A 20,781-nucleotide genomic window follows, 5' to 3' on the forward strand; every position below is an offset into this window, starting at 1 on the left:
AGCTATGACGCCTGTGCGCCCGTCTGCGAACGTGGAGCCTGTTCTTCATTCAGGAAATGTTCCGTGACCGGACTGTGCGGATGCGGTGCCTCGAACATTCTCGGCGCGATGAACAGGTACATGGTCAGCACGTAGGGTGCCGTGTAGGACGGCAGTCCCATCGGTGCCATCAGCGCGTCGAAGCCCGCCTGCACGAACACGGTGGTCACCGTCGCCAGGGCCGCGTAGGCGGCCACCGACCAGGACGGCTTGAGGAAGACCGTCCCGACGGCAATGGCGGTGAGGACCGGACTGAAGCCGTAGAGCCCCTGCGAGACCACAGTGGGATCGGCTTTCATCACATAGGCGGTGGCCAGCGCCAGAAGCGATCCCCCGATGGCCGCGATTCCCGCCGCTCTCGATGCGATGATGATCCCGATCAGGATGATGGCGCCGCTGACCCAGCTTCCGAGAAGATAGACCTGCCCGATATTGCGGAAGAAGATCTCGACCACCTCGAGGGCATTGGGGATGGTTTCCGTTCCCAGCGTGTAGTCGGTCGTGAACTTGGGCGTCTCGCCGACCACCCTGAGGGAGCCGAACTGGTAGGCGCCCGCCAGAAGCAGCCAGGCGGTCAGCACGAAGGGTCCGGTCGATCCGGGAATTCCCCAGCTCTTGGTGATCGTCGCGCTGAAGGCGCTGGTCACGACGGTGCTGATTGCAGCGCCGAGGATGATGTAGAGCCAGAGCTGCGGCGATACGGCAATGAAGGTCGGAAGTGCCACCCCTACGAGAATGCCGTTGAAACCGAAAAGCCCCGATCTATAGGATTGAGGATCGACGCTGAACGCCTTGGCCGCGGCGGTCGCGACGAGCAACCCTATGACCGCGCCGATCGTCGTGGCCCAGACCCCTGTCTCGAAGGAGGCGTAACCGATGGCCACGAGAAACAGCGCCCCGGTCACCGCGTTCTCCATGAAGAAGACCTGTCCGGCCCCCTTCAGGCAAACCATCAGAAAGTTTCCTTCGTTGACTTGCATGGCACGCAGCCTCCAGGTTCACTGCCAAAGGAACTCTTCAGGCAAGGTCCGTCCCCGCGCTTCCTCTCTCACGACACGCCAGAACCGGCGGACCTCGGCGCGCACGTCGTAGGTTTCCACCCCGACGGCGCGAAACATCAGCCCTGCCGCGTTCGGCAGCTTCGACACGCCTGACATGGCGCGGGAAGAACCGGCTGCAGCGTTGATCTCGATGCGCTCGCTGATGCGCGCCGCAATCTCGGGAGGTGTCAGGCAGAGAACATTCGCGAAGGCATCGTAGCCTTGCGCGACGGACGGAAAGTCGATCGTCTCGTTGCCCCTCTCGATCAGAAGCTTCTCGGCGAAGATAACCGTTCCGTCGGGACGCTTCGCGCATACCTGCATGGACAAGACGTCCATCCCGAAGCGCTCGGATGCGTGATGGTATTTCCGCCCCGACATGAACATGTCGCCGTAGAGAAGCGTCGCAGTCTCGTCGATGGTGATGTCCGTCCGGCTGACGAAGCGGGAGTCCCGATAGGGGATCGTGACGTGCGGGAGGTATTCCAGATAGGCATTCGCAGCGAGATGCAGGTCCATGTACTGGGACGCGTAGTTCGCATCCATGCGATGAATGCGGTTTGCGCCTTGCGTCGTGACGTGAGCGCACGCGCCCGCCTCAGCCGTGATGTCGATGCGATAGCGGTCTCCCTGGAGCACCCCGCCGCCGATCGAGATGATCGAGCATACCGGCAACTCCGGCATCGCCTCGTCCCAGTAAAGGGCCTGCTGCACCAGCAACGGCGTCACCCGATAGAGATCATGCAGCACCGATCGTCCGTCCTGCATCGCAAAGCCGAGGCGCAGCTCCCCGACCTTTCCCGGCCCGGCTGCACGCATCTGAGCGGGCTCGGTATGAAAGCCGTCCAGTTCCCGGGACTTGTCGATCGATACCAGCCGCTCGTGGAGGCTCATGCACTTGCCTCCATTCGCACGGCCGTCGTCTCGGGTTTGACGTCGAAGAGCGCCATGTCCATGATCAGGTCCATCAGCGCGTCGACCCCCTCGCCCGTCTTGCAGTTTGTGAAGACGAATGGCTTGTCGCCGCGCATCAGTCGCGAGTCGCGATCCATCACCTCGAGGCTTGCTCCCACGTAGGGAGCCAGGTCCTTCTTGTTGATCACCAGGATGTCGGACTGGCAGACGCCGGCGCCGTTCTTGCGGGGGATCTTGTCGCCGGCAGCCACGTCGATGACATAGATGTAGAAATCCGCCAGCGCCGGGCTGAAGGTCAGGGTCAGGTTGTCGCCGCCCGACTCGATCAGAACCACGTCGCTGTTCGGATAGCGCTCTTCCAGATCCTCCACCGCGGCGATGTTCATCGAGGGGTCCTCCCGCACGGCGGTATGCGGGCACGCACCCGTCTCGACGCCGACGATCTTTTCCTCGACGAGAATGCCCTTCAGGGTGCGGCGGACCTGTTTCGCATCCTCGGTGGTCACCACGTCGTTTGTGATGATCAGCGGCTTCACTCCCAACTCGATGAGCCGCGGCGTGATGGTTTCAATGACCGCGGTCTTGCCGGAGCCGACCGGCCCGCCGATACCGATGCGCGTGATCTTCTTCATGGCTGGTCCTTCCTTGGGCCGTTCAGTTCATGAACAGCCGGAGATGCGTTCGTGTGTGGTGAGCGACGATCACGTCGTAGACGGGGGCGAAGCTCGACATTTCATCGAGTTCGAGCGGCCGGATGGCTTCGTAGTGGCCGTCCACGGTGGCCTGCGCCTCGAAAAGTATCTTCTGCGTCGTGAGATGATCGATCCTCATGAGCCGAAGCGCGGCATTGAGGATCATCGACGACAGGCCGTACTGATGGATGGTGAAGGCTTCGGCCTCGCTTGCCTGCAGTCGGGCAAATCCGATCGCCTGGGCAACCGGGAAGCAACCCGGCGTCTCGCCGCGATTGACGTCCGCGAGCCAGCGGCCGAGAAGAGGCGCGGGCTCGATCGCCAGCGCCAGTTCCGCAAACTTCTTGCCCATCCGCGCCAGCATCAACTGTTGCTCCTCGCCGACGCGACGCGCCCAGAGGGCCTGGTCGGCTTCACGTACCTTCTCGTAATTGCCCTCGCATGCAGCACGGTGCGCATGCAGAAGCGCGATCCCGTCCGAATGTGCCGCCTGCCGCAGGATGAGCGCGAGGTAGCTTTTCAGGCTCGCCGCGTCGGTCACCACGCCTAGCTGAATCGCGGACTCCAGCCCCTGGGAAAAGGCGAACGCGCCGACCGGCAGCGTCGAATCCGAGAACTGCAACAGGTGCGCCAGCCGGGTCATGGCTGAACTGGGCCACTTCGCATTGGCGTTCATCGCATCTAGCCATGTTCATGGTGGTGATGGTGAGGTGTGGCGTCGGCCCCGGCGAACAGAAGCCTGATCTCCTTGGCATCGAGCCCGGCCGCCACCTCCTCTCCCGGTTCGAACCGGATCTCGGCATGTTGGAAGGCGTGCGTCCTCATCACCGAGGCCATTACCTTCCTGTCCACCGAGAGGGGCACGTAGATCGTCGTCCCCTTGATGACGGCCGGCCAATGCTGATTTCCGAGCGCATGGCCTATTTCGAACGCAAGCTTGAAAATCTCGGTGGGCGGCATTCCTTCGACGTCTTCCAGCTCGATCACCATGACCTCCTTCATCGCGATCTTGGCGACGACCACCCGGTTCTCCCGGGTGTCGTGATAAAGGACGTCTCCGTCGTGCAGATGATCCGTGCGAGGCAGGGAAATCGCCAGTTCCAGGCCGCTGCGGGTGTGCTTGCGCAGCCTCGTCTTCGGTGCTTCCCACTGTTCAAGGGTGAGGTATTCGACGTCAGCACCGTTCCATTTGTGCTCCCGGATATTTCCAAGCGTCTTCTCGATCAAGATCATCTCATTCTCCGGTTGCTCCTGGCCGGCGCGTGCTCGTGACAGCCCGCGCGGCTCAGCTGAAGAAATGCAGTTGTGCAAGCGGCAGCCGGTCGGCCGGCTCGATGGTGGCGTGCACGCCATCCACCGTCACCGCATAGGTTTCCGGGTTCACCTCGATGACCGGCAGCGTCGAATTGCGCACCATGTTGGTCTTGCTGACGATACGTGTGCCGGAGACCGGAACCACGTTCGACTGGAGGCCGTAGCGATCGACGATGCCGTCGTTGAAGGCCGCCCGGGATGTGAAGGTCACGCGCGTCTGCTGCAGCGCCGATCCCATGCCGCCGTACATTGGTCGGTACCGGACGGGCTGGGGCGTCGGCAGTGAGGCGTTGGGATCGCCCATCAGCGCCCAGGAGATGAAGCCGCCCTTGATCACCAGCTTGGGCTTTGCCCCGAAGAATGCGGGCTCCCAAAGCACGAGATCCGCCATCTTGCCCACTTCGATAGAGCCGATCAGTTGGCTGACGCCCTGCGCGATGGCCGGGTTGATGGTGACTTTTGCGACAAAGCGGAGGACCCGTTCATTGTCGTTGTTGGACGTGTCGCCGGAATAGGCCCCTCGCCGAACTTTCGACAGGTGAGCCGTCTGGATCGTTCGCATCCAGCTTTCACCGACTCGACCCATTGCCTGGCTGTCGCTCGAGATGATCGAGATCGCTCCGAGATCGTGCAGGACGTTCTCTGCGGCGATGGTCTCGGGCCGGACGCGGCTTTCCGCGAACGCCACGTCGGTGGGGATCTTGGGGTTGAGATTGTGGCAGATCATCGTCATGTCGAACAATTCAGCCTGGGAATTTATCCCGAAAGGCAAGGTCGGATTGGTCGAGCTGGGCAGGACATTGGGCTGGCCGGCCACCCGGATGATATCCGGCGCGTGTCCGCCACCCGCACCTTCCGTGTGGTAGGTGTGGATGGTGCGCCCTTCGAAGGCCGCGATCGTGTTTTCCACAAAGCCCGCTTCGTTCAGCGTGTCGGTATGGATGCAGACCTGCACGTCGTACTGGTCGGCCACCTTCAGCGCCGTGCGGATGGCGGCGGGAGTGCTTCCCCAGTCTTCGTGGATCTTCAGCCCCATTGCCCCCGCGTGGATCTGTTCCGTCAACGGGGTCGGCGAGGAGCAGTTTCCCTTTCCGAGGACACCCGCGTTGACCGGCCAGGCATCGAACGAGCGGAGCATCATTTCGATGTTCCATGTCCCGGGTGTTATGGTGGTTCCGTTGGTGCCGTCGCTCGGCCCGATACCGCCGCCGAACAGGGTCGTGATGCCGTTGCTGAGCGCGGCTTCGGCCTGCTGCGGCGAGATGAAGTGGACATGTGCATCGATACCGCCTGCGGTGAGTATGAGATGCTCGCCGGAGATCGCGTCGGTGCCGGGCCCGAGCGCCAGTTGCGGCGTAACCCCGGGCATGGTCGACGGGTTACCGGCTTTTCCGATGCCGCATATGTTGCCGTTCTTGATGCCGACATCCGCCTTGATGACGCCCTGGATGGCATCGACGATGGTGACATTCGTGATGATCAGGTCCGGTGCGCCGGCAATACTCGTCAGTTCGTTGTCGAACCCCATGCCGTCGCGAAGGGTCTTGCCGCCACCGTAGACGGCTTCCTCGCCATAGACGCGCAGATCCTTCTCAATCTCGATGTAAAGTTCGGTATCGCCCAGACGGATCTTGTCGCCGGTGGTGGGACCATAGAGGTCCGCGTACTGCGCTCTCGATATCTTTGCCATGGTCTGACCTATCCTAAGGAGGTATCCTCGACGTCATTCAGGCTTGTTCTTGAATCCGTATCGCTCGACGCGCACCATCGCATCCGCAAGGCGTGGCCGACTGTCGTTGTAGCTCTCTTCCCCCACCCATCCATTCACGAGGCCATTGAAGCCGATCGCGCGGCGCTTGCCCTGTATGGGAACCAGAACAACATCCTTCTCGTCGCCGGGCTCGAACCGCAGCGCGGTCGTCGCGGGTATGTTGAGGCGCTTTCCGAACGCCTCCTCCCGCGCAAACTCGAGGGCGGCATTCACCTCGAAGAAATGGAAGTGGGAACCGACCTGGATGGGACGGTCACCCGTATTTCGCACCTTGAGGTTGGTTGTCGGATAGCCGGCGTTGATCTCTATGTCGCCGTCGGCGAGCACCAGTCCACCGACGCCTGCCTTCTTTGTCTTCGGGGCCATGGCCACCACTCCTCAAGCTACTGGATGGGATTGTGAACGGTGACCAGGCGACTTCCGTCGGTGAAGACCGCCTCGACCTGGACATAGGGGATCATGTCGGCGACCCCCTCCATCACGTCGCTGCGCTTGATCGCCTTGCGCGCTATGTCCATGACCTCTTCTAGGCTCTTGCCGGCGCGGGCGTTGTCGAGCGCTGCGGTCGTGATGAGGGATACCGCTTCGGGGTGATTGAGCTTGAGGCCGCTGTCCTTGCGCCGTTGCGCGACCATGGCCATCATGTAGATCAGGAGTTTGTCGAATTCTCGCGGGGTGATGTGCATCTCAAGCCTCGGACGTTACTGGAGTTAGCTTCCTGCAGACGATGATGCGGATGCGGGGGGTCTGAGACCTCCGCGTCCAATGCTCGATATCGTTCGTCCTCGGTCGCGGCTCGGCCTCAGAGAATGCCCGTGAAGATCCCCAGACCCGCAACCAGCCCGAACGCCCCGGCCACGCGCACGAATGCGGAACCGGTCCGTTGACCCGCCTTGTCGATACCGAGCCCGAGGGCTGCACCTGTCAGGTGGAGCAGCGCCGTGGCGATGAGGAAGGCGATGGCGTAGGTGAGAGCGGCTGCATTCGCCGGCATCTCGGCCCCGTGAGCGTAACCGTGGAAAATGGCGAAGAAGCCGACCATCGCGACGGCCGCGATGACAGGGGTTCGTGCATTCGAGGCTACGAGGGCTCCCAGGACGACCACCGAGAGCGCGATGCCGATTTCAATGAATGGTACGCCGATACCCGCAAGCCCGAGGACTCCCCCGACGGACATTGCCGAGACGAATGCAAGAGGGACGATCCACAGGGCACGCCCGCCAAGCTGGTAGGCAAACAGCCCAACCATGACCATGGCGAGAACGTGGTCCAGACCGGATATGGGATGAGCGAACCCATGTGCGAAACCGCTCGTGTGAGCACCTGTATGCGCGAGAGCCACGCTTGGGATAATACTTGAAAGGGCAGCCAGAAGACAAACCGGGGACCGTTTCATGTAACTGCCTCCTGTAGATGGATATGTTCTTTGGCGATCGCGACGGGCTCGTGCGACCCAAGTGATGTCCTCACTAAACGATATGCCAGGTGACCTGTCGTTGATCGTACGCAATTTCAATTCTGGAAATGTCTTTATACCAGCGGGAAATAGTTAAGACGGAATACTTGCCTGCGAGGTCGTTGACATGGAGCTTCCTGACGTCCTTCTAGTAGCACTTGGCGGGGGAGTGGGATCGTTGCTGCGATGGCTGGTGGGAAAACTCGTCCCCACTCATGCAGACGGAATTCCATGGTCGACGATCCTTATCAATGTCAGCGGCGCCTTCGTGATCGGATACCTGTCCGTCCTGTTTTCCGTGGAATGGCACGACCGCTACGGCAGCGCATTGAATTCGGCCGTCCTGACCGGCCTTCTCGGTGGCTATACGACCTTCAGCACGATGCAGCTGGATGCCGCCAAGCTGAGCAAGGCACGTTCTGCGGGAACGGCGGCGGCCTACCTGATCGGCTCGGTCGTCTTCGGGATAGTTGCCGCGGGGCTCGGAGCGGAATTGGCGAGGCTGAGCGGCTAGCGCCTGGCGCGGCTCGCTCTAGTGAAAGTCGGAAGAAGGCAGAACCCATGTTCCAGCAGGTGATCCTCGTATTCCTGGGAGGTGCGGTCGGAGCGACGCTCCGGGAACTTCTCATGCTGACGGTACCGACCGGGCATGAGGGTTTTCCCTACTCCATTTTCGTCGCCAACGTGGTCGCGTCCTACGTGCTGGGACTGACGAACAGTCTTCATTCCGGTGGATCGATCGGGACTAACGCCAATCTGTTCGTCGGGACCGGTCTCACGGGCGGCATGTCCACCTTCTCGAGCTTCGTCTACGCGACATTCGTACTTCTCACCACCTCGGAGATCGGGGTCATGGTGGGCGTCACCTATGCGGTCGCCAGCCTCGTCATCGGCTTCCTCGCCGTCCTGGCAGGACTGGCCACGGGTGGAGCGCTTAGCGGAGGCAAGCGGCAGCAATAGACGCGCCGCAGGGCCGGATCCCACGCGCTGTCCCTCATTGCTTGCAATCAATGCCGCAAGGCGGGGACGTGGGTATCGTTGTGGCGATGAAGCGCGGCCGTCCCGGTCGGGCGACTAGATTGGAAGTGAGAAGGCTCATGAAGACCATCGTCCTGACCGCAGCTGCGGTACTCCTGGCCGGCAGCGCATTCGCTCAGACCGCCACCGAAGGACCTTTCGTCGTGCTCTCGGAAATCGTCGTCGTCGAGGGGCTGCCCAGCTACACCTCCGCCAACACCCTGGAAGAATACGACGTCTACGGCGCCGACGGCAAGAAGATCGCCGACATCGAGGATGTGCTGCTCAACATGGACGGCACGGTCGCAGCCGTGGCGCTGGAGGTCGGCGGCTTCCTCGGGATCGACGCCAAGCATGTGCTCGTCAACTGGAAGACCCTCCAGATCACGCCCGAAGACAATGGCCGCAAGCTGCTCATCACGGCGCCCACGCTGACCAAGGAAAACCTCGAACAGGCGCCCTCGGTGGATCTCGCCGCGCTCGGCCTCCACGAATAGATCGTCGGACACCGCAAAGCAACCACCCTTCGATCACCGGCGTGCCGATGTTCGGCATCGGCTGCCGGGCCTGTGGCCTGTTTCCCGTTTTGACCGACGTTGACCCTTTGTCGGGACCAGGACCTGGCAATTTCTGACAGACAGAGGTCTGTAGACGCTGCACGCACGTCACGAACTCCATCCTGCGGGTTGTGGAAAATGAGCAGGGTAAACGCTTTCATAGCCGAACTAGTGAAGGCGGCAAATGACACCGGGAGCGACACTCGCTTCAAAAAAGGTCAGCTGCTTGAGCGCGCGATAATTACCATCTGCGAGCTGAGGGAGGAAGCTGGCATTCCCCGCACCAAGAAGGCCGACGAGGCCATCGCCTATCTTCAGGCGGTGGAGATCGCCATCAGCCAGAAGTCGGAGGACGACCAGCTTGTCAGGAAGGCGCTTCTGCTCGCCGCCGGCATGATCCGCGACCTGCACATCATCCTGAACAACCACTGATACTCATATCAACTGGTCGGAGCCGTTACGCCCCACCGCAAGATACGGCAGGGCGCTTTCACGGATAGGTTACTCTTCGCGCTGGCCGGTGAAGTTGAGCAGCAGCTGGAAGATGTTGACGAAGTTCAGGTAGAGCGACAGCGCCCCGAAGACGGCGATCTTCTGCTGCGACTCCTGGTCGAAGTTCTCGGCGTACTGTTCCTTGATATTCTGCGTATCCCAGGCGGTGAGGCCGACGAAGACGACGATGCCGATCACCGAAATGGCGAACTGCAGGGCGCTGGAACCGAGGAAGATGTTGACGACCGAGGCGATGAGGACGCCGATCAGGCCCATCATCAGGAAGGAGCCGAACTTCGACAGATCACGCTTGGTCACGTAGCCGTAGAGGCTCGTGGCGCCGAACATCGTGGCCGCGATGAAGAAGGTGCGCGCAATGCTCGCTCCCGTGAAGACCAGGAAGACGGAAGCGAGCGACAGCCCCATGATCGCGCAGAAGGCCCAGAAGGTCATCTGGGCAGTCGAGGCCGACATCGTCTGGATGCGGAAGGAGAAGAAGAAGACGAAGGCGAGCGGCGCCAGCATCACCACCCACTTGAGCGGCGAGGAGAAGATCGGGACGTAGAGCGCCGGCGTGTTGCCGACGATGAAGGCGACAAGTCCCGTCAAAACGAGGCCGAGGCCCATGTAGTTGTAGACGCGCAGCATGTGCTGGCGCAGGCCCTCGTCAAAGGCGGCGGCAGACGCCTGGCTGACGCCACCGAAGCGGTTCTGGTTTGGATACATGATGATTTCCTCGCGATCAGTAGAGAGAGTTCTTGAGAGTTTGAGCCTCGTCGACCAGGCCGGTCTGAGGCGTGCTTGAAACGACGGCGTAGGCGACGTCGCCGATTTGCCACCATGCGGCTTCGGCGCCCGAGAGGTTGATGTCCGCTACGGGTTCGACCGCGAAAGTCCCGGTCCGGTTGGCAAACAGCGAGATCAGCGTGCCCTCGCTGGTATGCACCAGCGCTTCAACGCTCGGACCGTGCTCGGACGGGAAAACCTGGACATCCGCCACCTTCCAGTTGTCGGGAAGTTGCGGCATGACGATCCCGGTAGCCGAGCGGATATCGCTGCGGTCGTATGCTTTCACCTCCGGCTGGGAATGCATGCGGGAGCGAACCAGCGACGTGGTGTGCGCCCGTATTGCCTGCTCGACGAAGGCGGGCGGATGCGCATTGGCATTCACGTCGCGTGCGCCCATGGATGTGCTGGCGGACCAGCCTATGGCGATCAGCAGCACGACCGCGGCCACTTTCCGCAGGGCGACGAAAAGGCCGGCTTCCGAAAGTCCCGCCTGCAGATGTCGGGCGGCCTGGCGCGTCCGCGGCCGGAAGCGCGGCTCGTCTTCGCTTGCGGCAAGCTTCAGTCGCGTATTGACGCTCAGATCCGCCATCACCCGCGCAGCAAGCTCGGGGTCCTTCGACAACGCAGCCTCGACCCGCGCGCGTCCGGCAGCGTCCAGCTGGCCGTCCACATAGGCCAGGATATCCGTTTCGCTGCAAATCATGTTGTCAGTCATGGTCACCTCCGACCAATCGCAAATGGCTCGGCCTGTCGGCGTCTTCCTCCAAGCCGCGGAGCGTCGCCCTGGCGCGGGAGACGCGCGACATCAGCGTGCCGACGGGCACGCCGAGGACTTCGCTCGCTTCCTGATAGGAAAGCTCTTCCACGGCGATGAGATGCAGCGCCTCGCGCTGCTCCTCAGGAAGACGTTCGAATGCCCGGCGCACCTGAGCGAGCTGAACGCCGTGCTCCTGGTGCGGCGGATAAGCGATATCCGCTTCCGCCCGCGTTTCCGCCTCCCGCCGCACGCGTGCGGTGTCGGACCGGCTCCGGTCTACATGCACATTGTGGAGGATGGACATCAGCCAGCCTCTGAGATTGGCTCCGGGCCGGAAGGTCGAGCGCCGCTCGTAGGCTCGTATCAGCGCATCGTGCACGAGGTCTTCCGCATCGACCGCATTGCGGGACAGCGAACGTGCGTAGCGCCTCAATGCATTCAGTTGCCCCAGTACGTCGAGCATGCTCTTCCTGTCGTTCATGTGGGAGTATACGGAGCCGGTCGGCTCCATCTTGCATCCCCCACTGAATTTTTTGCCCCCGCCGGCCAATTGGGCTCTCCAGCCAACCAGCCTCATCGTCTATCCCGCCTTCTCGCAGATTGCCGCCTCCATCACCATCAGCTAACTTAGCAATCCATCTCGTGATGAAGAAAACCGGCTTCCGGAGCCGGAAATGCTGGAGGCGTTGAGCAGGTTATGGCCGGGAAGAGACCTTGATGGTCGCCGGATAGCTCTCGCCAATCGACACGCCGTATCTCCTATCCACGCCGCTCTTGCGGAAACAATGGGGCGGGAAATGCAAAGCATTACGATCGCGCTGATCTTCATCCTCGCAGTGATCTTGAGCGGCACGATATCGCGCCTGTCCCCGGTCGCCATCCCCTTGCCGCTTGTCCAGATCGCGCTGGGAGCAGCCATAGCCGGGTTCACCCATAGCGGGGTGAGGCTTCAACCCGAGATATTCTTCTTTCTTTTCCTGCCGCCGCTGATGTTCCTGGACGGATGGCGCATCCCGAAGGAAGGCCTGCTTCGCAACAAGGGGACGATACTCTCCCTGGCCATGGGCCTCGTCGTCTTCACCGTGCTCGGCGCCGGCTTCCTCATCCACTGGATGATCCCGGCGATGCCGCTGGCGGTTGCGTTCGCGCTTGCCGCCATCCTCTCGCCGACGGATCCGATCGCGGTCTCGGCGGTCGCCGCACGCGTTCCCATCCCGCACCGGCTTATGCAGATCCTCGAAGGCGAAGCGCTGCTGAACGATGCGTCGGGCCTCGTCTGCATGCGGTTTGCGGTTGCCGCCGCCCTGACCGGGACGTTTTCGCTCCTGGACGCCTTCGGAACCTTTCTGTGGCTCGCTCTGGGGGGCGTGGCACTCGGAACCGGCACCGTCCTGTTTGTGATGACCGTCAAGCAGGCGCTCGTGCGCCGATACGGAGAGGAGTCGGGTTCGGAAATCCTTCTCAGCCTCGTGCTGCCGTTCGGCGCCTATCTGTTGGCCGAACATCTGGGCTGCTCTGGCATCCTTGCCGCAGTGGCCGCCGGTATCACCATGAGCTACGTCGAATTGCGCGGTGCGGCGATGGCGACGACCCGTGTCGGCCGCAACGCCGTATGGGATACCCTGCATTTCGCGCTGAACGGAATGATCTTTGTTCTCTTCGGCGAGCAGTTGCCGCGGATCGCGTCAGGTGCGGCAAGGATCGTCCGCGAAACGGGACATCTTCACCCGGTGTGGTTGGCGGTCTACGTGATCGCCATCACCGCGGGCCTCGCGCTCCTGCGCTTCGCCTGGGTCTGGGTGTCGTTCCGGTTTACGTGGTTCGGAACGGCTCCTGCAGGAAAGCACGCCTCCAGGCCCGGTTGGCGCCTGTTGGTCGCGACCTCCCTTGGAGGAACCCGCGGCGCGGTCACCCTCGCAGGCATCCTGACGCTGCCGTTCCTGATGAACGACGGCACGCCCTTTCCCGCCCGCGACCTGGCGATCTTCCTCGCAGCCGGCGTCATCGTCCTATCCCTGATTGCCGCGACCATAGGACTTCCGATGGTGCTGAAGGGTATCGAGCTTCCTCCGGAACCCAACCATCGCCACGCCGAGGACATGGCCCGCGCGAGCGCAGCCGAGGCTGCGATCCGGATGATCAGCCGCCTTCAGCAAGCCGTGACGGAAGAGGGTCCGGACTCCGAGCTTTACGCCGATGTCGCATCGAGGCTGACGGAAATGTATCGCCGTCGCATCGACGGGCGGGCCGGCACGAACGACGAGATCGATACATTTCGGAAGATTGAGGCGGCAGACCGCCGTCTCCGGCTTGGAGCCCTCAGGGCTCAGCGGGACGAATACTTCCGCCTGGCCCGCAAGGGAGAAATTCCCGACGACCTCATGCGCCGGCTTGTGAGCGAGATCGACCTGATGGAAGCGCGCTACTCGCTGTAGGAGCGCCATTGGTCGGCCGGCAGGTGGCGGCAACGCGTAGCCTCCCGCAAGGGATACGGAATTGACCGTGAGCAATGAGCCCCCTTGCAGAATGGGGTCTAGTGACGGGAACCGTGGCGCGGCCGTCAGTCGGCAGGGAAGTTCCGGGCCCCTGAATTGTCAGGCTCGCACCCAGCACTGGAGGGGGGCACGCAATGTTCGATGGCGCGAAGTTTCGTCTGGACGGGCACGTGGCCATCGTCACCGGCGCCGGTGCCGGGATCGGCCGTGCCATCGGGGTTCTCTTCGCAAGCGCCGGAGCGAGTGTCGTCATCAGCGACCTGCGCGCCGATGCCGCCGAGACGGTGGCGGCCGAAATCAGGGAGGCCGGTGGGAATGCCATAGGGGTCGCCTGCAACGTCACCAAGGATGACGACCTGCAGGCCCTGGTCCAGACATCGATCAACCGTTTCGGCAAGCTTTCCATCCTCGTAAACAATGCCGGTGGCGGGGGACCCAAACCCTTCAACATGCCCATGAGCGACTTCCGGTGGGCATATGAACTGAACGTCTTTTCGGTTTTTCGATTGGCGCAGCTTACCTCCCCTCACCTCGCAGCGGCGGGCAACGGGGCGGTCCTCAATATTTCCTCCATGGCGGGCGAGAACAAGAACGTGCGGATGGCGTCCTACAGTTCCTCCAAGGCCGCGCTCAATCATCTGACGCGAAACATCGCCTTCGACCTCGGTGAGATGGGAGTAAGGGTGAATGCCATTGCGCCCGGGGCGATCCGGACCGCCGCCCTCGCCTCCGTTCTGACGCCGGAAGCCGAGGCGGCGATGCTGAAGCACACCCCGCTCGGTCGTCTGGGAGAGCCGGACGATATCGCCTATGCCGCACTCTTCCTGTGCTCGGGCGCGGCGTCCTGGATCAGCGGCCAGATCCTCACCGTGTCCGGCGGCGGCGTGCAGGAGCTCGATTAGCCGCCGGGCGGCAAGGTCGCCCCGCCCTCTCAGCTCTCGTAGTAGAACATGTATCGCTGCCGGAATTGCTCCGGGGTCCCGGGATCGGCGTAGCGGTGCAACCGTTCCATGTCGGTCTTGTTCAGGACCACGCCGATCACCTTGGAAGCGATCTGGGGTTCTGCTGCCAGAACGTTCTGCACGGTCGTCGCCGGCGTGACGCCCCACTGCGTGACAAAGATGAAGCCGTCCACCTGCGGCTCGATGGCTTTCGCGTCGATGACCGGCACGAGCGGGGCGAGGTCGACGACGATGACGTCGAAGGTCTCGCGGGCACTGTCCAGCAGTTGCGCCATTCCCGAAGAGGACAGAAGTTCGCTCGTATGCGAAAGCTTGGTGGAACCGCTCGCGACCGGCAGGATCGCAAGTTTCGAGCGGCGATCCACCCGCACTGCCTGCGTCCATTCGGCCTGCCCCAGCGCCACCTCGACCAGCCCGACCTTCGGCTCGGCCGACAACATGCGGGTGAGCCCGGGGTTGCGCAGGTCCGCGTCCACGACAAGCGTTCGCACGCCGCTGGCAGCAAGAAGTCCGGCGAAGTTCGCCGCAACCGTGGACTTGCCTTCGCCGGGAAGGCAGGAGACGACGCCGATGACCCGGGGTTTCTTCCCCTGCAGAACGACGTCGCAAGCAAGTCGCGTGTTCCGCAATGTCTCTGCGAAGCTCGAGCGCGGCGCATCGACCGCGTAGCGCATCATCTCGCGGAAATCGATCGACTGGCCTTCAGGGGGCTGCTCCCCCTCCTCGCCCGTTGGCGCCTGGGCCGTGAGCTTCTTGGCCGTGATCAGCGGCAGATAGCCGAGGAAGCGCATGCCGAGCTTAGCCTGCACGTCCTCGCCCGTCCTGAAGTAGCGTTCGCGCATTTCGAGGAAGCCCGCCACCCCACCGCCGGCCATCAGGCCGAGCACGATGGAGAGCGCCATGGTAAGGGTCTTGCGGGGACTGGACGGGGCCGTAGGCACGCCCGCCTCGGAAATCACCCGCGCCTTCGCAATCGGGAAAGACTGCTGCTGTGATGCCTGCTCGAATCGGGCCAGATAGGACTGGTAGAGCGTCTTCAGCGCCGCCGCCTTCTGCTCCAGTTCGGCCAGTTGGACCATGGAGACATTCGCCTCGGAATTCGTGCCCGCGACCTTTTCGATACTCTCGCGCAGCGACTTTTCGCGCGAACTCGCCACTTCGAACTCGTTGCGGAAGCTGCCGGTCAACTGCTCCAGTTCCCGGTAGATCTGCTGGGAAAGGTCTTCCTTCTCCACCTTCAGGGCAACCGCCTGGCGGTGCTCCGCACCGAACTGCTCGACGATCGCCTGCTCCCGCTGATGGGCTGCGAGATATCTCTTGCGAAGGTCCTGGAGGATCGAATTGTCGGTTTCCCTGGTGGAAACGACCGCATTGTTGACCGCCGCTTCGGGTCCCTGGTCGATGATCGCCTTGTACTGCTGGTAACGGGCAGAGGCTGTGGCGGCGTCCGCCTGGGCGACGATCAACTGGCTGTTGAGGTCCGCCAGTTGCTGCGTCGAGAGCAATTCACCCCGCGGGGAAACGAGCCCGTGCTCCCGCTTAAAACGTTCGACGGCCAGCGATGCTTCCTGCGAGCGCGCATTGAGATCGTTCAGCCTCTCCTGAAGCCAGACCGAGGCCCTCTCGCTGGCGTCGAAATTCGCGTTCAGTTGCTCCTCGATGTAGGCATCGGCATAGGTTTTGGCGATCTTCGCGGAAAGCAGCGGATCGGGCGATGCGGCGGCGAGCGCGATGACGGAACTGCGACCGACCCGGTTGACGTTGAGAGACTGTTGAAGGACGGCGGCCGCCTTTTCGCGACGCCCGTTGCGCGCTTGTTCCTCAGGCACCGGCGGCTTCGCGGGCGTAAGCGCGAAGACGACGCTTTTTACGGTACTCTTGATGAAATCGACCGGCGATCGCGGCGGATCGGTGATCAGTTCATTGTCCGCAAGTTGGGCATCGTCCACCACGCGAAGCGCCAGCGCCTTGGACTTGAGGATCTCGACAGCGCTCGACATGCGATTGTCGATCTGCTGCGCGCTCTGCACGTCGGTCTGCTCTTCGGCGAAACGCGAGAGATCGTCGTCGATGAGGATCTGGGTCATCGCGGTATAGGTCGGCGGCGCCGCGAACAGATAGATCCCGGCAAGGACCATCGACGCGATGACGCAGGCGATGATGATCCCGAGCCGCCGCACCACGGCTGCCCAGAGCTTGTCCAGGTCGATGAAACTGTCGCCGTCCGGCTCGTTGTTCCTGAACATCGACCGCGATCGAAAACTCATCTGGTCCATGTCGCTTCACCTCGGATTCTTTTGGGGCCGCAAGATGCGGAACCTGTTGCATTCGGGCTCGAGGAACTGCCTCTGAGCCCTCGGGATGGTTCTTGTGCGGTCACGGCTGATCAGCATGGCCTCTATCCTGCCTGCCGGACCCCGCCTTTCCGGGAGCCGGCGCGTCGCTGCCATACGGATGAGCGCGAGAGTAGGCGTCGAAGCCGCACGGCAATCGGCATCCGCAGGTGGCGCAGCGCCGCCGGGTGAGCGACCGCCGTCCGGATAATCCCGGCCGGCGACCGCCTCTTGATCGCCTGGACCAGCACCAGAAAGGCGCGTGCCTCCATCAGGCTGTGCGTGCGGCGATACTGTGCGGCGAGAGCGCTTCCCTTCAGCGGGAAACGGTCGAGAAAAGCCTGGTCCGCGGCAAGCATGGAATCCACGTGGTGCAGTTCCAGCACGCGGGAGATGGAGCCCTGCATCAGATAATAGACGTAGCCGACGGAAGGCTCGACCGCGCATCGGCCTCCGCTGGCAAGCGCGGAGGCCATCATGATGTAGTCCTCGCCGATCCTCAGGCTCTCGTCGAAGCGAAGGTCGTGACGCTGGATGAACTCGCGCAGGTAGATCGGCTTCATGTAGCCGAAGTTGAAGGTCTCGCGGAAAATCACGTTGGAATCGATGTAGTCCGTGAGGGTTATTTCCCTGCGCAACGAAAGCGCCCCGTCCTCGAACATGCGATAGGCCTGGCCCTCGCCGGGGGGAACGACCTCGAGATTGTCGACCACGACCTCCGCGCTGCTTGCGGCCGCCCGCTCGATCATCGCGATTGAACGCCTCGGCAGCACCGCATCGTCGGCATCGAGGACCGCGATCCATTTGCCGGTCGCAGTGGCGATGCCGATGTTGCGCGCCCTGCCCGGTCCGCCGTTACTTGCCTGCCGGATCACCCGGACCCGGGGATCGTTGAAGGCGCGGGCGGCTTCGAGCGTCCCGTCGGTGGAGCAATCGTCCACCACGACGACCTCGACATCCACCGATACCTGCGAAAGAGCGCTTTCGATCGCGCGGGGCAGCGTCTGCTCCGCATTGTAGGCGGCGATGACAAACGTGACGTCAGGCTGTTGCGATGCGTCGCTCATGATACCTCCACCAGTCCGTACTGACGAACCTCGCGCATCCCCAGAAGGCCGGCGACGGCGCCGGCATGCAGGATTGCGCGCAGAATGAATTGATTGCGCCGGACAGGCATCGGGGCCGTCATCAGCGCTGCGAAAGTGCAATAAACCGACTTCCCGAGGGCAAGCCCGGCCTGCGCGAACCGTCCGCTGCCCGCGGACTTGCTCGCGATGATACGTCCATGCGTCTGCCCTGACCGGAACCGGCGCTTGGCGAGCCATGAAAAGCTCGCCCGTGCCGCTGGGACCGGCTCGTCGAGGAACGCCCCCGGCGCGAAGGCGATCCTGCCGCCCTCATCGGTCATCGCCGAGAAGAACTGCGTGTCCTCGCCACCGCTTTGTCCAAGCGACAGGTCGAACCGGCGACCAGCAACATGGGGCGAGCGCATGTCGAGGATCACGTTGCAGGTATAGCCCGTCCTGATCACTCCGGACACCCAAACGGGCATGGTGGAATGCACGTCGCCGCGCCTCATCCATCCGGGCGCATCGGTGTCATAGATCGCCCGGACAGGTCCCAGCACCGCATCTGCACCCGTAGCCCGGATGGTCTGGACGAGTTCCTGCAGCCATGACGGGTTTGCAACTTCGTCGTCGTCGATGAATGCAAGATAGTCGCTTCTGCTGGCGGAGAGGCAGGCATTCCGCGCGATCGAGATATTCGATTTCGGGCAATGCACGTATTCGATCTCGAAGGGCGACGCGCTCCGCATCTCGTGCACCAGCGCCTGCGCGGTCGGTTCCGCATCATTGTCAGCCACGATCAGCCGCACCCGGAATCCCTCCGGAAGGCTCAAGCCGAAGAGTGATGACAGCGTTTGCCTCAACGCAGGTCGGCGGAAGGTGCAGACGGCGATATCCACGGAGAGCGGCGGACGGGTTGTCGCGATCACTGAACGGACCTCCTTTGCCGGTGCCGCAGCAGTTCCCACCAGAAGCCGGCCGACCACGCAAAGTGCATGATCATCGCGGACACCGCCGCCATCGGGGCGTACGGGTTCTTCTGCGACACCGCGATCCAGAAGCCGTAGGCCACGCACAGGCCGGCCCAAAGGATGAAGGGCACCGCCGCCACCCAGTGAAGGAATGCCAGAAGGGCACCGACGAAAACGGGGACGACGGCCAGCGGAAGTGCCTGCCTGAGCTTTGGCTTCATCCGATGCTTCAGCAGGTTTCTCGCCCGCCCCCGGCCATAGCCGAGATACTGACGGTACAGAGACCAGGCGGTGGACCTCGGATAGTAGGTCATGAACGTCTCTCCGGTCATCCATATCCGGAAGCCGGCAGCGCGAAGTCGATGATCGAGCTCCGCATCCTCGTTGTGGCTGAAGCTCTCGTCGTAGCCCCCGACCGCGCGGAAGGCCGATATCCGCATCAGCGCATGGTGCCCGTGATCAACCCACTGGCCGCCGCGCCCCTCGCGATGCTTTGAACCCCCATTCCCGAGCAAGGAGTTCTGGGCGATCGCGGTTGCCTTCTGGAAGAAGCCGAAGCCGACCGTCTTCATCCCCACGACGACGGAATCGGCTTGCCGCGCCGCGGCTTCCTTCAGCAGAACCTGGCAATAGTCCGGCGGATAATCCCCGTGGGCATCGATCCGGATGAGAAACTCGCAGCCGTCGCCGAACCGTTCTACCGCAAGGTTGATGCCAGGCGCCTGGAGGCGCTTGGGATTGTCGAGGAGGAAGAGATCGGGGAACTCTTCCGCCAGTGTCGCCACGATGTCGCGGGTTCTGTCGGTGCTGCCCCCGTCGACCACGACGATCGGCATGCTCCGCCCCCCGCGTCCATCGACGAGCTGACGCACCAGGCGCTCGATGTTCCCCTCCTCGTTGAGGCAGGGGATCGCGATCAGCGCCGCTTGTTGTTCACCTGCAGGCGTCATGGGGTGCCTCCCGAATGCAGGGGCCTGGACAGCGACGACAGGCGCTCGACCAGCGCACGGCATTCCTCCGGCCCAGTTACCCAGCAGTCCTGATCGATCGCCGCAATTCCCTCGGCAAGTTCGTCATAGCGCTGCGCATCCATCCGCTCGAAAACCTCGGCCAGTGCGTCAGGCTTCACCGAGCCGAGCGTAAGCCCGATCGACTTTCGCCGGAGGAAGCGGCCTGTCTCCGAGGAATCCAGCGCAATCGGAACGGCGCCATGCAGCGAGCCTTCGTACAGCCGGTTCGGCAGGAGCCATTCCGAATTCAGGCCCTCTTCGAAGAAATCGATGGCCCAGACGAAGTGGACGTCCCGGTAGATATCGGCCAGGTCTTCGGGATTGCGGTAGGATCCGCGGAAGTCGATATGCGGCGCCCGCCGGACCAGATCGTCGAAGTCCTCGAACTCGCTGTAGGCCGGCCGGCCCCGAAGGATGATCTCGACCCGCCCCTGAAGGCGCGCCGCCAGATCGATCAGGATCTGCAGCGATTTACGGCAGCGAAGCGCGCCGAACCAGCCGATCCGCCATGGCTCGCCGGGGAGCGGAGCGGTCCTGCGTGGCAGGCCTTCGAAGCCCCCGCGAATATCGAGAACCTTGTTTTCGAGAAGCAGGGTCGGAAGATCCAGTCCCGATTTTCGCGCAAAGTAGTTCTCGATGAAGGCCGGCGAACTGGTGATGAGCAGGCTGGCATTGCGACCGAAGTAGCCCTCTGCCATCCGCAGCAGGCGGCCCTTGCCGCCCTCGTCGAGAAGCAGCCGGTGGATATCGAGGCATTCGTAGGCAATGGGGACCTTGCCGCCGAACAGGCTTGATGCACGCCCGGCGAGAGCGAGCATTTCAAGATTGCGCGCCACGATCAGGCTAGGCCTTTTCATCTCTCCGAGCGTTCGCCGAAGCGCGACCGACGCCCCGAGGACCGCTGATACCCGCTGGGCCAGTCGCGCGTCGGCTGTCCGGCCGAGAACGATGACCGGGACGTCCGGATCCTCGGCAAGCAGGTTGCCCGCCCGCTGGAACCCGGCCACGGTGACCCGTGCCCCGCCGGCCTTCAGCATCAGGACACGCCGACGGACCGCAGCGTCGCTCAGGTCATGTGCAAGATAGAGAACATCTGTCATGTCC

At 62.7% G+C, this 20,781-nt stretch carries 23 protein-coding genes; 6 read left to right on the forward strand and 17 right to left on the reverse strand.

Going from position 1 to position 20,781, the window contains the following annotated elements; all coding sequences use genetic code 11:
• Positions 1 to 2: 2 nt before the first annotated feature.
• From yut to ACWGPT_RS02525, 9 genes are all read right to left on the reverse strand, one after another.
• The gene (gene yut, locus ACWGPT_RS02485; protein ID WP_452603979.1) at positions 3 to 992 is read right to left on the reverse strand and encodes an urea transporter; all 990 of its coding nucleotides are present in this window, start codon (positions 990 to 992) and stop codon (positions 3 to 5) included.
• A gap of 45 nt (positions 993 to 1,037) precedes the next feature.
• On the reverse strand, positions 1,038 to 1,973 hold the full coding sequence (locus ACWGPT_RS02490; protein WP_452603980.1) for an urease accessory protein UreD: 936 nt from the start codon (positions 1,971 to 1,973) through the stop codon (positions 1,038 to 1,040).
• A complete protein-coding gene (gene ureG, locus ACWGPT_RS02495; protein ID WP_452603981.1) occupies positions 1,970 to 2,626 on the reverse strand; it encodes an urease accessory protein UreG in 657 nt (218 codons plus the stop codon). Before ureG ends, ACWGPT_RS02490 begins: the two co-directional genes overlap by 4 nt.
• A gap of 22 nt (positions 2,627 to 2,648) precedes the next feature.
• Complete coding sequence (locus ACWGPT_RS02500; RefSeq protein ID WP_452603982.1) at positions 2,649 to 3,362, reverse strand: urease accessory protein UreF; 714 nt, start codon at positions 3,360 to 3,362, stop codon at positions 2,649 to 2,651.
• 5 nt (positions 3,363 to 3,367) lie between these two features.
• A complete protein-coding gene (gene ureE, locus ACWGPT_RS02505) occupies positions 3,368 to 3,919 on the reverse strand; it encodes an urease accessory protein UreE (RefSeq protein ID WP_452603983.1) in 552 nt (183 codons plus the stop codon).
• 52 nt (positions 3,920 to 3,971) lie between these two features.
• Entirely contained in the window at positions 3,972 to 5,690 is a 1,719-nt protein-coding gene (locus tag ACWGPT_RS02510) for an urease subunit alpha (protein ID WP_452603984.1), read from the reverse strand.
• Positions 5,691 to 5,723: 33 nt separating this feature from the next.
• Positions 5,724 to 6,137 carry an urease subunit beta gene (locus ACWGPT_RS02515; RefSeq protein WP_452603985.1) on the reverse strand — a complete coding sequence of 138 codons (414 nt, stop codon included), beginning with the start codon at positions 6,135 to 6,137 and terminating at the stop codon, positions 5,724 to 5,726.
• 17 nt (positions 6,138 to 6,154) lie between these two features.
• Positions 6,155 to 6,457, reverse strand: coding sequence for an urease subunit gamma (locus ACWGPT_RS02520; RefSeq protein ID WP_452603986.1), 303 nt, complete (start codon positions 6,455 to 6,457; stop codon positions 6,155 to 6,157).
• 116 nt (positions 6,458 to 6,573) lie between these two features.
• Positions 6,574 to 7,167, reverse strand: coding sequence for a HupE/UreJ family protein (locus ACWGPT_RS02525; RefSeq protein WP_452603987.1), 594 nt, complete (start codon positions 7,165 to 7,167; stop codon positions 6,574 to 6,576).
• Between the two features lie 187 nt (positions 7,168 to 7,354).
• On the opposite strand from ACWGPT_RS02525, the gene ACWGPT_RS02530 reads away from it, so the two are divergent.
• From ACWGPT_RS02530 to ACWGPT_RS02545, 4 genes are all read left to right on the forward strand, one after another.
• Entirely contained in the window at positions 7,355 to 7,741 is a 387-nt protein-coding gene (locus tag ACWGPT_RS02530) for a fluoride efflux transporter FluC (protein WP_452603988.1), read from the forward strand.
• A gap of 47 nt (positions 7,742 to 7,788) precedes the next feature.
• Positions 7,789 to 8,187 (forward strand): CrcB family protein, encoded by a 399-nt coding sequence (locus tag ACWGPT_RS02535; RefSeq protein WP_452603989.1) that lies wholly within the window; start codon positions 7,789 to 7,791, stop codon positions 8,185 to 8,187.
• Positions 8,188 to 8,324: 137 nt separating this feature from the next.
• A complete protein-coding gene (locus tag ACWGPT_RS02540) occupies positions 8,325 to 8,741 on the forward strand; it encodes a PRC-barrel domain-containing protein (RefSeq protein WP_452603957.1) in 417 nt (138 codons plus the stop codon).
• A 198-nt stretch (positions 8,742 to 8,939) separates the two neighbouring features.
• Positions 8,940 to 9,233 (forward strand): hypothetical protein, encoded by a 294-nt coding sequence (locus ACWGPT_RS02545; protein WP_452603990.1) that lies wholly within the window; start codon positions 8,940 to 8,942, stop codon positions 9,231 to 9,233.
• A 69-nt stretch (positions 9,234 to 9,302) separates the two neighbouring features.
• On the opposite strand, the gene ACWGPT_RS02550 is transcribed toward ACWGPT_RS02545, so the two are convergent.
• From ACWGPT_RS02550 to ACWGPT_RS02560, 3 genes are read right to left on the reverse strand one after another with little or no spacing between them, the layout of a single operon-like run.
• Positions 9,303 to 10,019, reverse strand: a complete 717-nt coding sequence (locus ACWGPT_RS02550; protein ID WP_452603991.1) for a Bax inhibitor-1/YccA family protein — start codon at positions 10,017 to 10,019, stop codon at positions 9,303 to 9,305.
• A gap of 16 nt (positions 10,020 to 10,035) precedes the next feature.
• Positions 10,036 to 10,797 carry an anti-sigma factor family protein gene (locus ACWGPT_RS02555; protein ID WP_452603992.1) on the reverse strand — a complete coding sequence of 254 codons (762 nt, stop codon included), beginning with the start codon at positions 10,795 to 10,797 and terminating at the stop codon, positions 10,036 to 10,038.
• Entirely contained in the window at positions 10,790 to 11,320 is a 531-nt protein-coding gene (locus ACWGPT_RS02560) for a sigma-70 family RNA polymerase sigma factor (RefSeq protein ID WP_452604102.1), read from the reverse strand. Before ACWGPT_RS02560 ends, ACWGPT_RS02555 begins: the two co-directional genes overlap by 8 nt.
• A 316-nt stretch (positions 11,321 to 11,636) precedes the next feature.
• Between ACWGPT_RS02560 and ACWGPT_RS02565 the strand changes: the two genes are divergently transcribed.
• Both ACWGPT_RS02565 and hdhA read left to right on the forward strand, forming a co-directional pair.
• Complete coding sequence (locus tag ACWGPT_RS02565) at positions 11,637 to 13,274, forward strand: Na+/H+ antiporter (protein WP_452603993.1); 1,638 nt, start codon at positions 11,637 to 11,639, stop codon at positions 13,272 to 13,274.
• A gap of 194 nt (positions 13,275 to 13,468) precedes the next feature.
• Positions 13,469 to 14,236: a 7-alpha-hydroxysteroid dehydrogenase gene (hdhA, locus tag ACWGPT_RS02570; protein WP_452603994.1), complete on the forward strand. Its 768-nt coding sequence runs from the start codon at positions 13,469 to 13,471 to the stop codon at positions 14,234 to 14,236.
• Positions 14,237 to 14,265: 29 nt separating this feature from the next.
• Here the strand turns inward: hdhA and ACWGPT_RS02575 are convergent, their stop codons facing one another.
• From ACWGPT_RS02575 to ACWGPT_RS02595, 5 genes are all read right to left on the reverse strand, one after another.
• Complete coding sequence (locus ACWGPT_RS02575; protein ID WP_452603995.1) at positions 14,266 to 16,572, reverse strand: polysaccharide biosynthesis tyrosine autokinase; 2,307 nt, start codon at positions 16,570 to 16,572, stop codon at positions 14,266 to 14,268.
• Between the two features lie 122 nt (positions 16,573 to 16,694).
• The gene (locus ACWGPT_RS02580; protein ID WP_452603996.1) at positions 16,695 to 17,696 is read right to left on the reverse strand and encodes a glycosyltransferase family 2 protein; all 1,002 of its coding nucleotides are present in this window, start codon (positions 17,694 to 17,696) and stop codon (positions 16,695 to 16,697) included.
• Positions 17,693 to 18,625, reverse strand: coding sequence for a glycosyltransferase family 2 protein (locus ACWGPT_RS02585; protein ID WP_452603997.1), 933 nt, complete (start codon positions 18,623 to 18,625; stop codon positions 17,693 to 17,695). Before ACWGPT_RS02585 ends, ACWGPT_RS02580 begins: the two co-directional genes overlap by 4 nt.
• A complete protein-coding gene (locus tag ACWGPT_RS02590; protein ID WP_452603998.1) occupies positions 18,622 to 19,617 on the reverse strand; it encodes a glycosyltransferase family 2 protein in 996 nt (331 codons plus the stop codon). Before ACWGPT_RS02590 ends, ACWGPT_RS02585 begins: the two co-directional genes overlap by 4 nt.
• The gene (locus ACWGPT_RS02595; protein ID WP_452603999.1) at positions 19,614 to 20,777 is read right to left on the reverse strand and encodes a glycosyltransferase; all 1,164 of its coding nucleotides are present in this window, start codon (positions 20,775 to 20,777) and stop codon (positions 19,614 to 19,616) included. The genes ACWGPT_RS02590 and ACWGPT_RS02595 overlap by 4 nt, the downstream gene beginning before the upstream one ends.
• Positions 20,778 to 20,781: the final 4 nt, after the last annotated feature.

The organism is Pseudorhizobium sp. NPDC055634 (genome assembly GCF_053618655.1).

Excerpts from the sequence above, each read along its gene's own strand:
- yut (WP_452603979.1), bottom strand. The coding sequence starts at position 992 with ATGGTTTGCCTGAAGGGGGCCGGACAGGTCTTCTTCATGGAGAACGCG.
- ACWGPT_RS02490 (WP_452603980.1), bottom strand. The coding sequence starts at position 1,973 with ATGAGCCTCCACGAGCGGCTGGTATCGATCGACAAGTCCCGGGAACTG.
- ureG (WP_452603981.1), bottom strand. The coding sequence starts at position 2,626 with ATGAAGAAGATCACGCGCATCGGTATCGGCGGGCCGGTCGGCTCCGGC.
- ACWGPT_RS02500 (WP_452603982.1), bottom strand. The coding sequence starts at position 3,362 with ATGAACGCCAATGCGAAGTGGCCCAGTTCAGCCATGACCCGGCTGGCG.
- ureE (WP_452603983.1), bottom strand. The coding sequence starts at position 3,919 with ATGATCTTGATCGAGAAGACGCTTGGAAATATCCGGGAGCACAAATGG.
- ACWGPT_RS02510 (WP_452603984.1), bottom strand. The coding sequence starts at position 5,690 with ATGGCAAAGATATCGAGAGCGCAGTACGCGGACCTCTATGGTCCCACC.
- ACWGPT_RS02515 (WP_452603985.1), bottom strand. The coding sequence starts at position 6,137 with ATGGCCCCGAAGACAAAGAAGGCAGGCGTCGGTGGACTGGTGCTCGCC.
- ACWGPT_RS02520 (WP_452603986.1), bottom strand. The coding sequence starts at position 6,457 with ATGCACATCACCCCGCGAGAATTCGACAAACTCCTGATCTACATGATG.
- ACWGPT_RS02525 (WP_452603987.1), bottom strand. The coding sequence starts at position 7,167 with ATGAAACGGTCCCCGGTTTGTCTTCTGGCTGCCCTTTCAAGTATTATC.
- ACWGPT_RS02530 (WP_452603988.1), top strand. The coding sequence starts at position 7,355 with ATGGAGCTTCCTGACGTCCTTCTAGTAGCACTTGGCGGGGGAGTGGGA.
- ACWGPT_RS02535 (WP_452603989.1), top strand. The coding sequence starts at position 7,789 with ATGTTCCAGCAGGTGATCCTCGTATTCCTGGGAGGTGCGGTCGGAGCG.
- ACWGPT_RS02540 (WP_452603957.1), top strand. The coding sequence starts at position 8,325 with ATGAAGACCATCGTCCTGACCGCAGCTGCGGTACTCCTGGCCGGCAGC.
- ACWGPT_RS02545 (WP_452603990.1), top strand. The coding sequence starts at position 8,940 with ATGAGCAGGGTAAACGCTTTCATAGCCGAACTAGTGAAGGCGGCAAAT.
- ACWGPT_RS02550 (WP_452603991.1), bottom strand. The coding sequence starts at position 10,019 with ATGTATCCAAACCAGAACCGCTTCGGTGGCGTCAGCCAGGCGTCTGCC.
- ACWGPT_RS02555 (WP_452603992.1), bottom strand. The coding sequence starts at position 10,797 with ATGACTGACAACATGATTTGCAGCGAAACGGATATCCTGGCCTATGTG.
- ACWGPT_RS02560 (WP_452604102.1), bottom strand. The coding sequence starts at position 11,320 with ATGAACGACAGGAAGAGCATGCTCGACGTACTGGGGCAACTGAATGCA.
- ACWGPT_RS02565 (WP_452603993.1), top strand. The coding sequence starts at position 11,637 with ATGCAAAGCATTACGATCGCGCTGATCTTCATCCTCGCAGTGATCTTG.
- hdhA (WP_452603994.1), top strand. The coding sequence starts at position 13,469 with ATGTTCGATGGCGCGAAGTTTCGTCTGGACGGGCACGTGGCCATCGTC.
- ACWGPT_RS02575 (WP_452603995.1), bottom strand. The coding sequence starts at position 16,572 with ATGGACCAGATGAGTTTTCGATCGCGGTCGATGTTCAGGAACAACGAG.
- ACWGPT_RS02580 (WP_452603996.1), bottom strand. The coding sequence starts at position 17,696 with ATGAGCGACGCATCGCAACAGCCTGACGTCACGTTTGTCATCGCCGCC.
- ACWGPT_RS02590 (WP_452603998.1), bottom strand. The coding sequence starts at position 19,617 with ATGACGCCTGCAGGTGAACAACAAGCGGCGCTGATCGCGATCCCCTGC.
- ACWGPT_RS02595 (WP_452603999.1), bottom strand. The coding sequence starts at position 20,777 with ATGACAGATGTTCTCTATCTTGCACATGACCTGAGCGACGCTGCGGTC.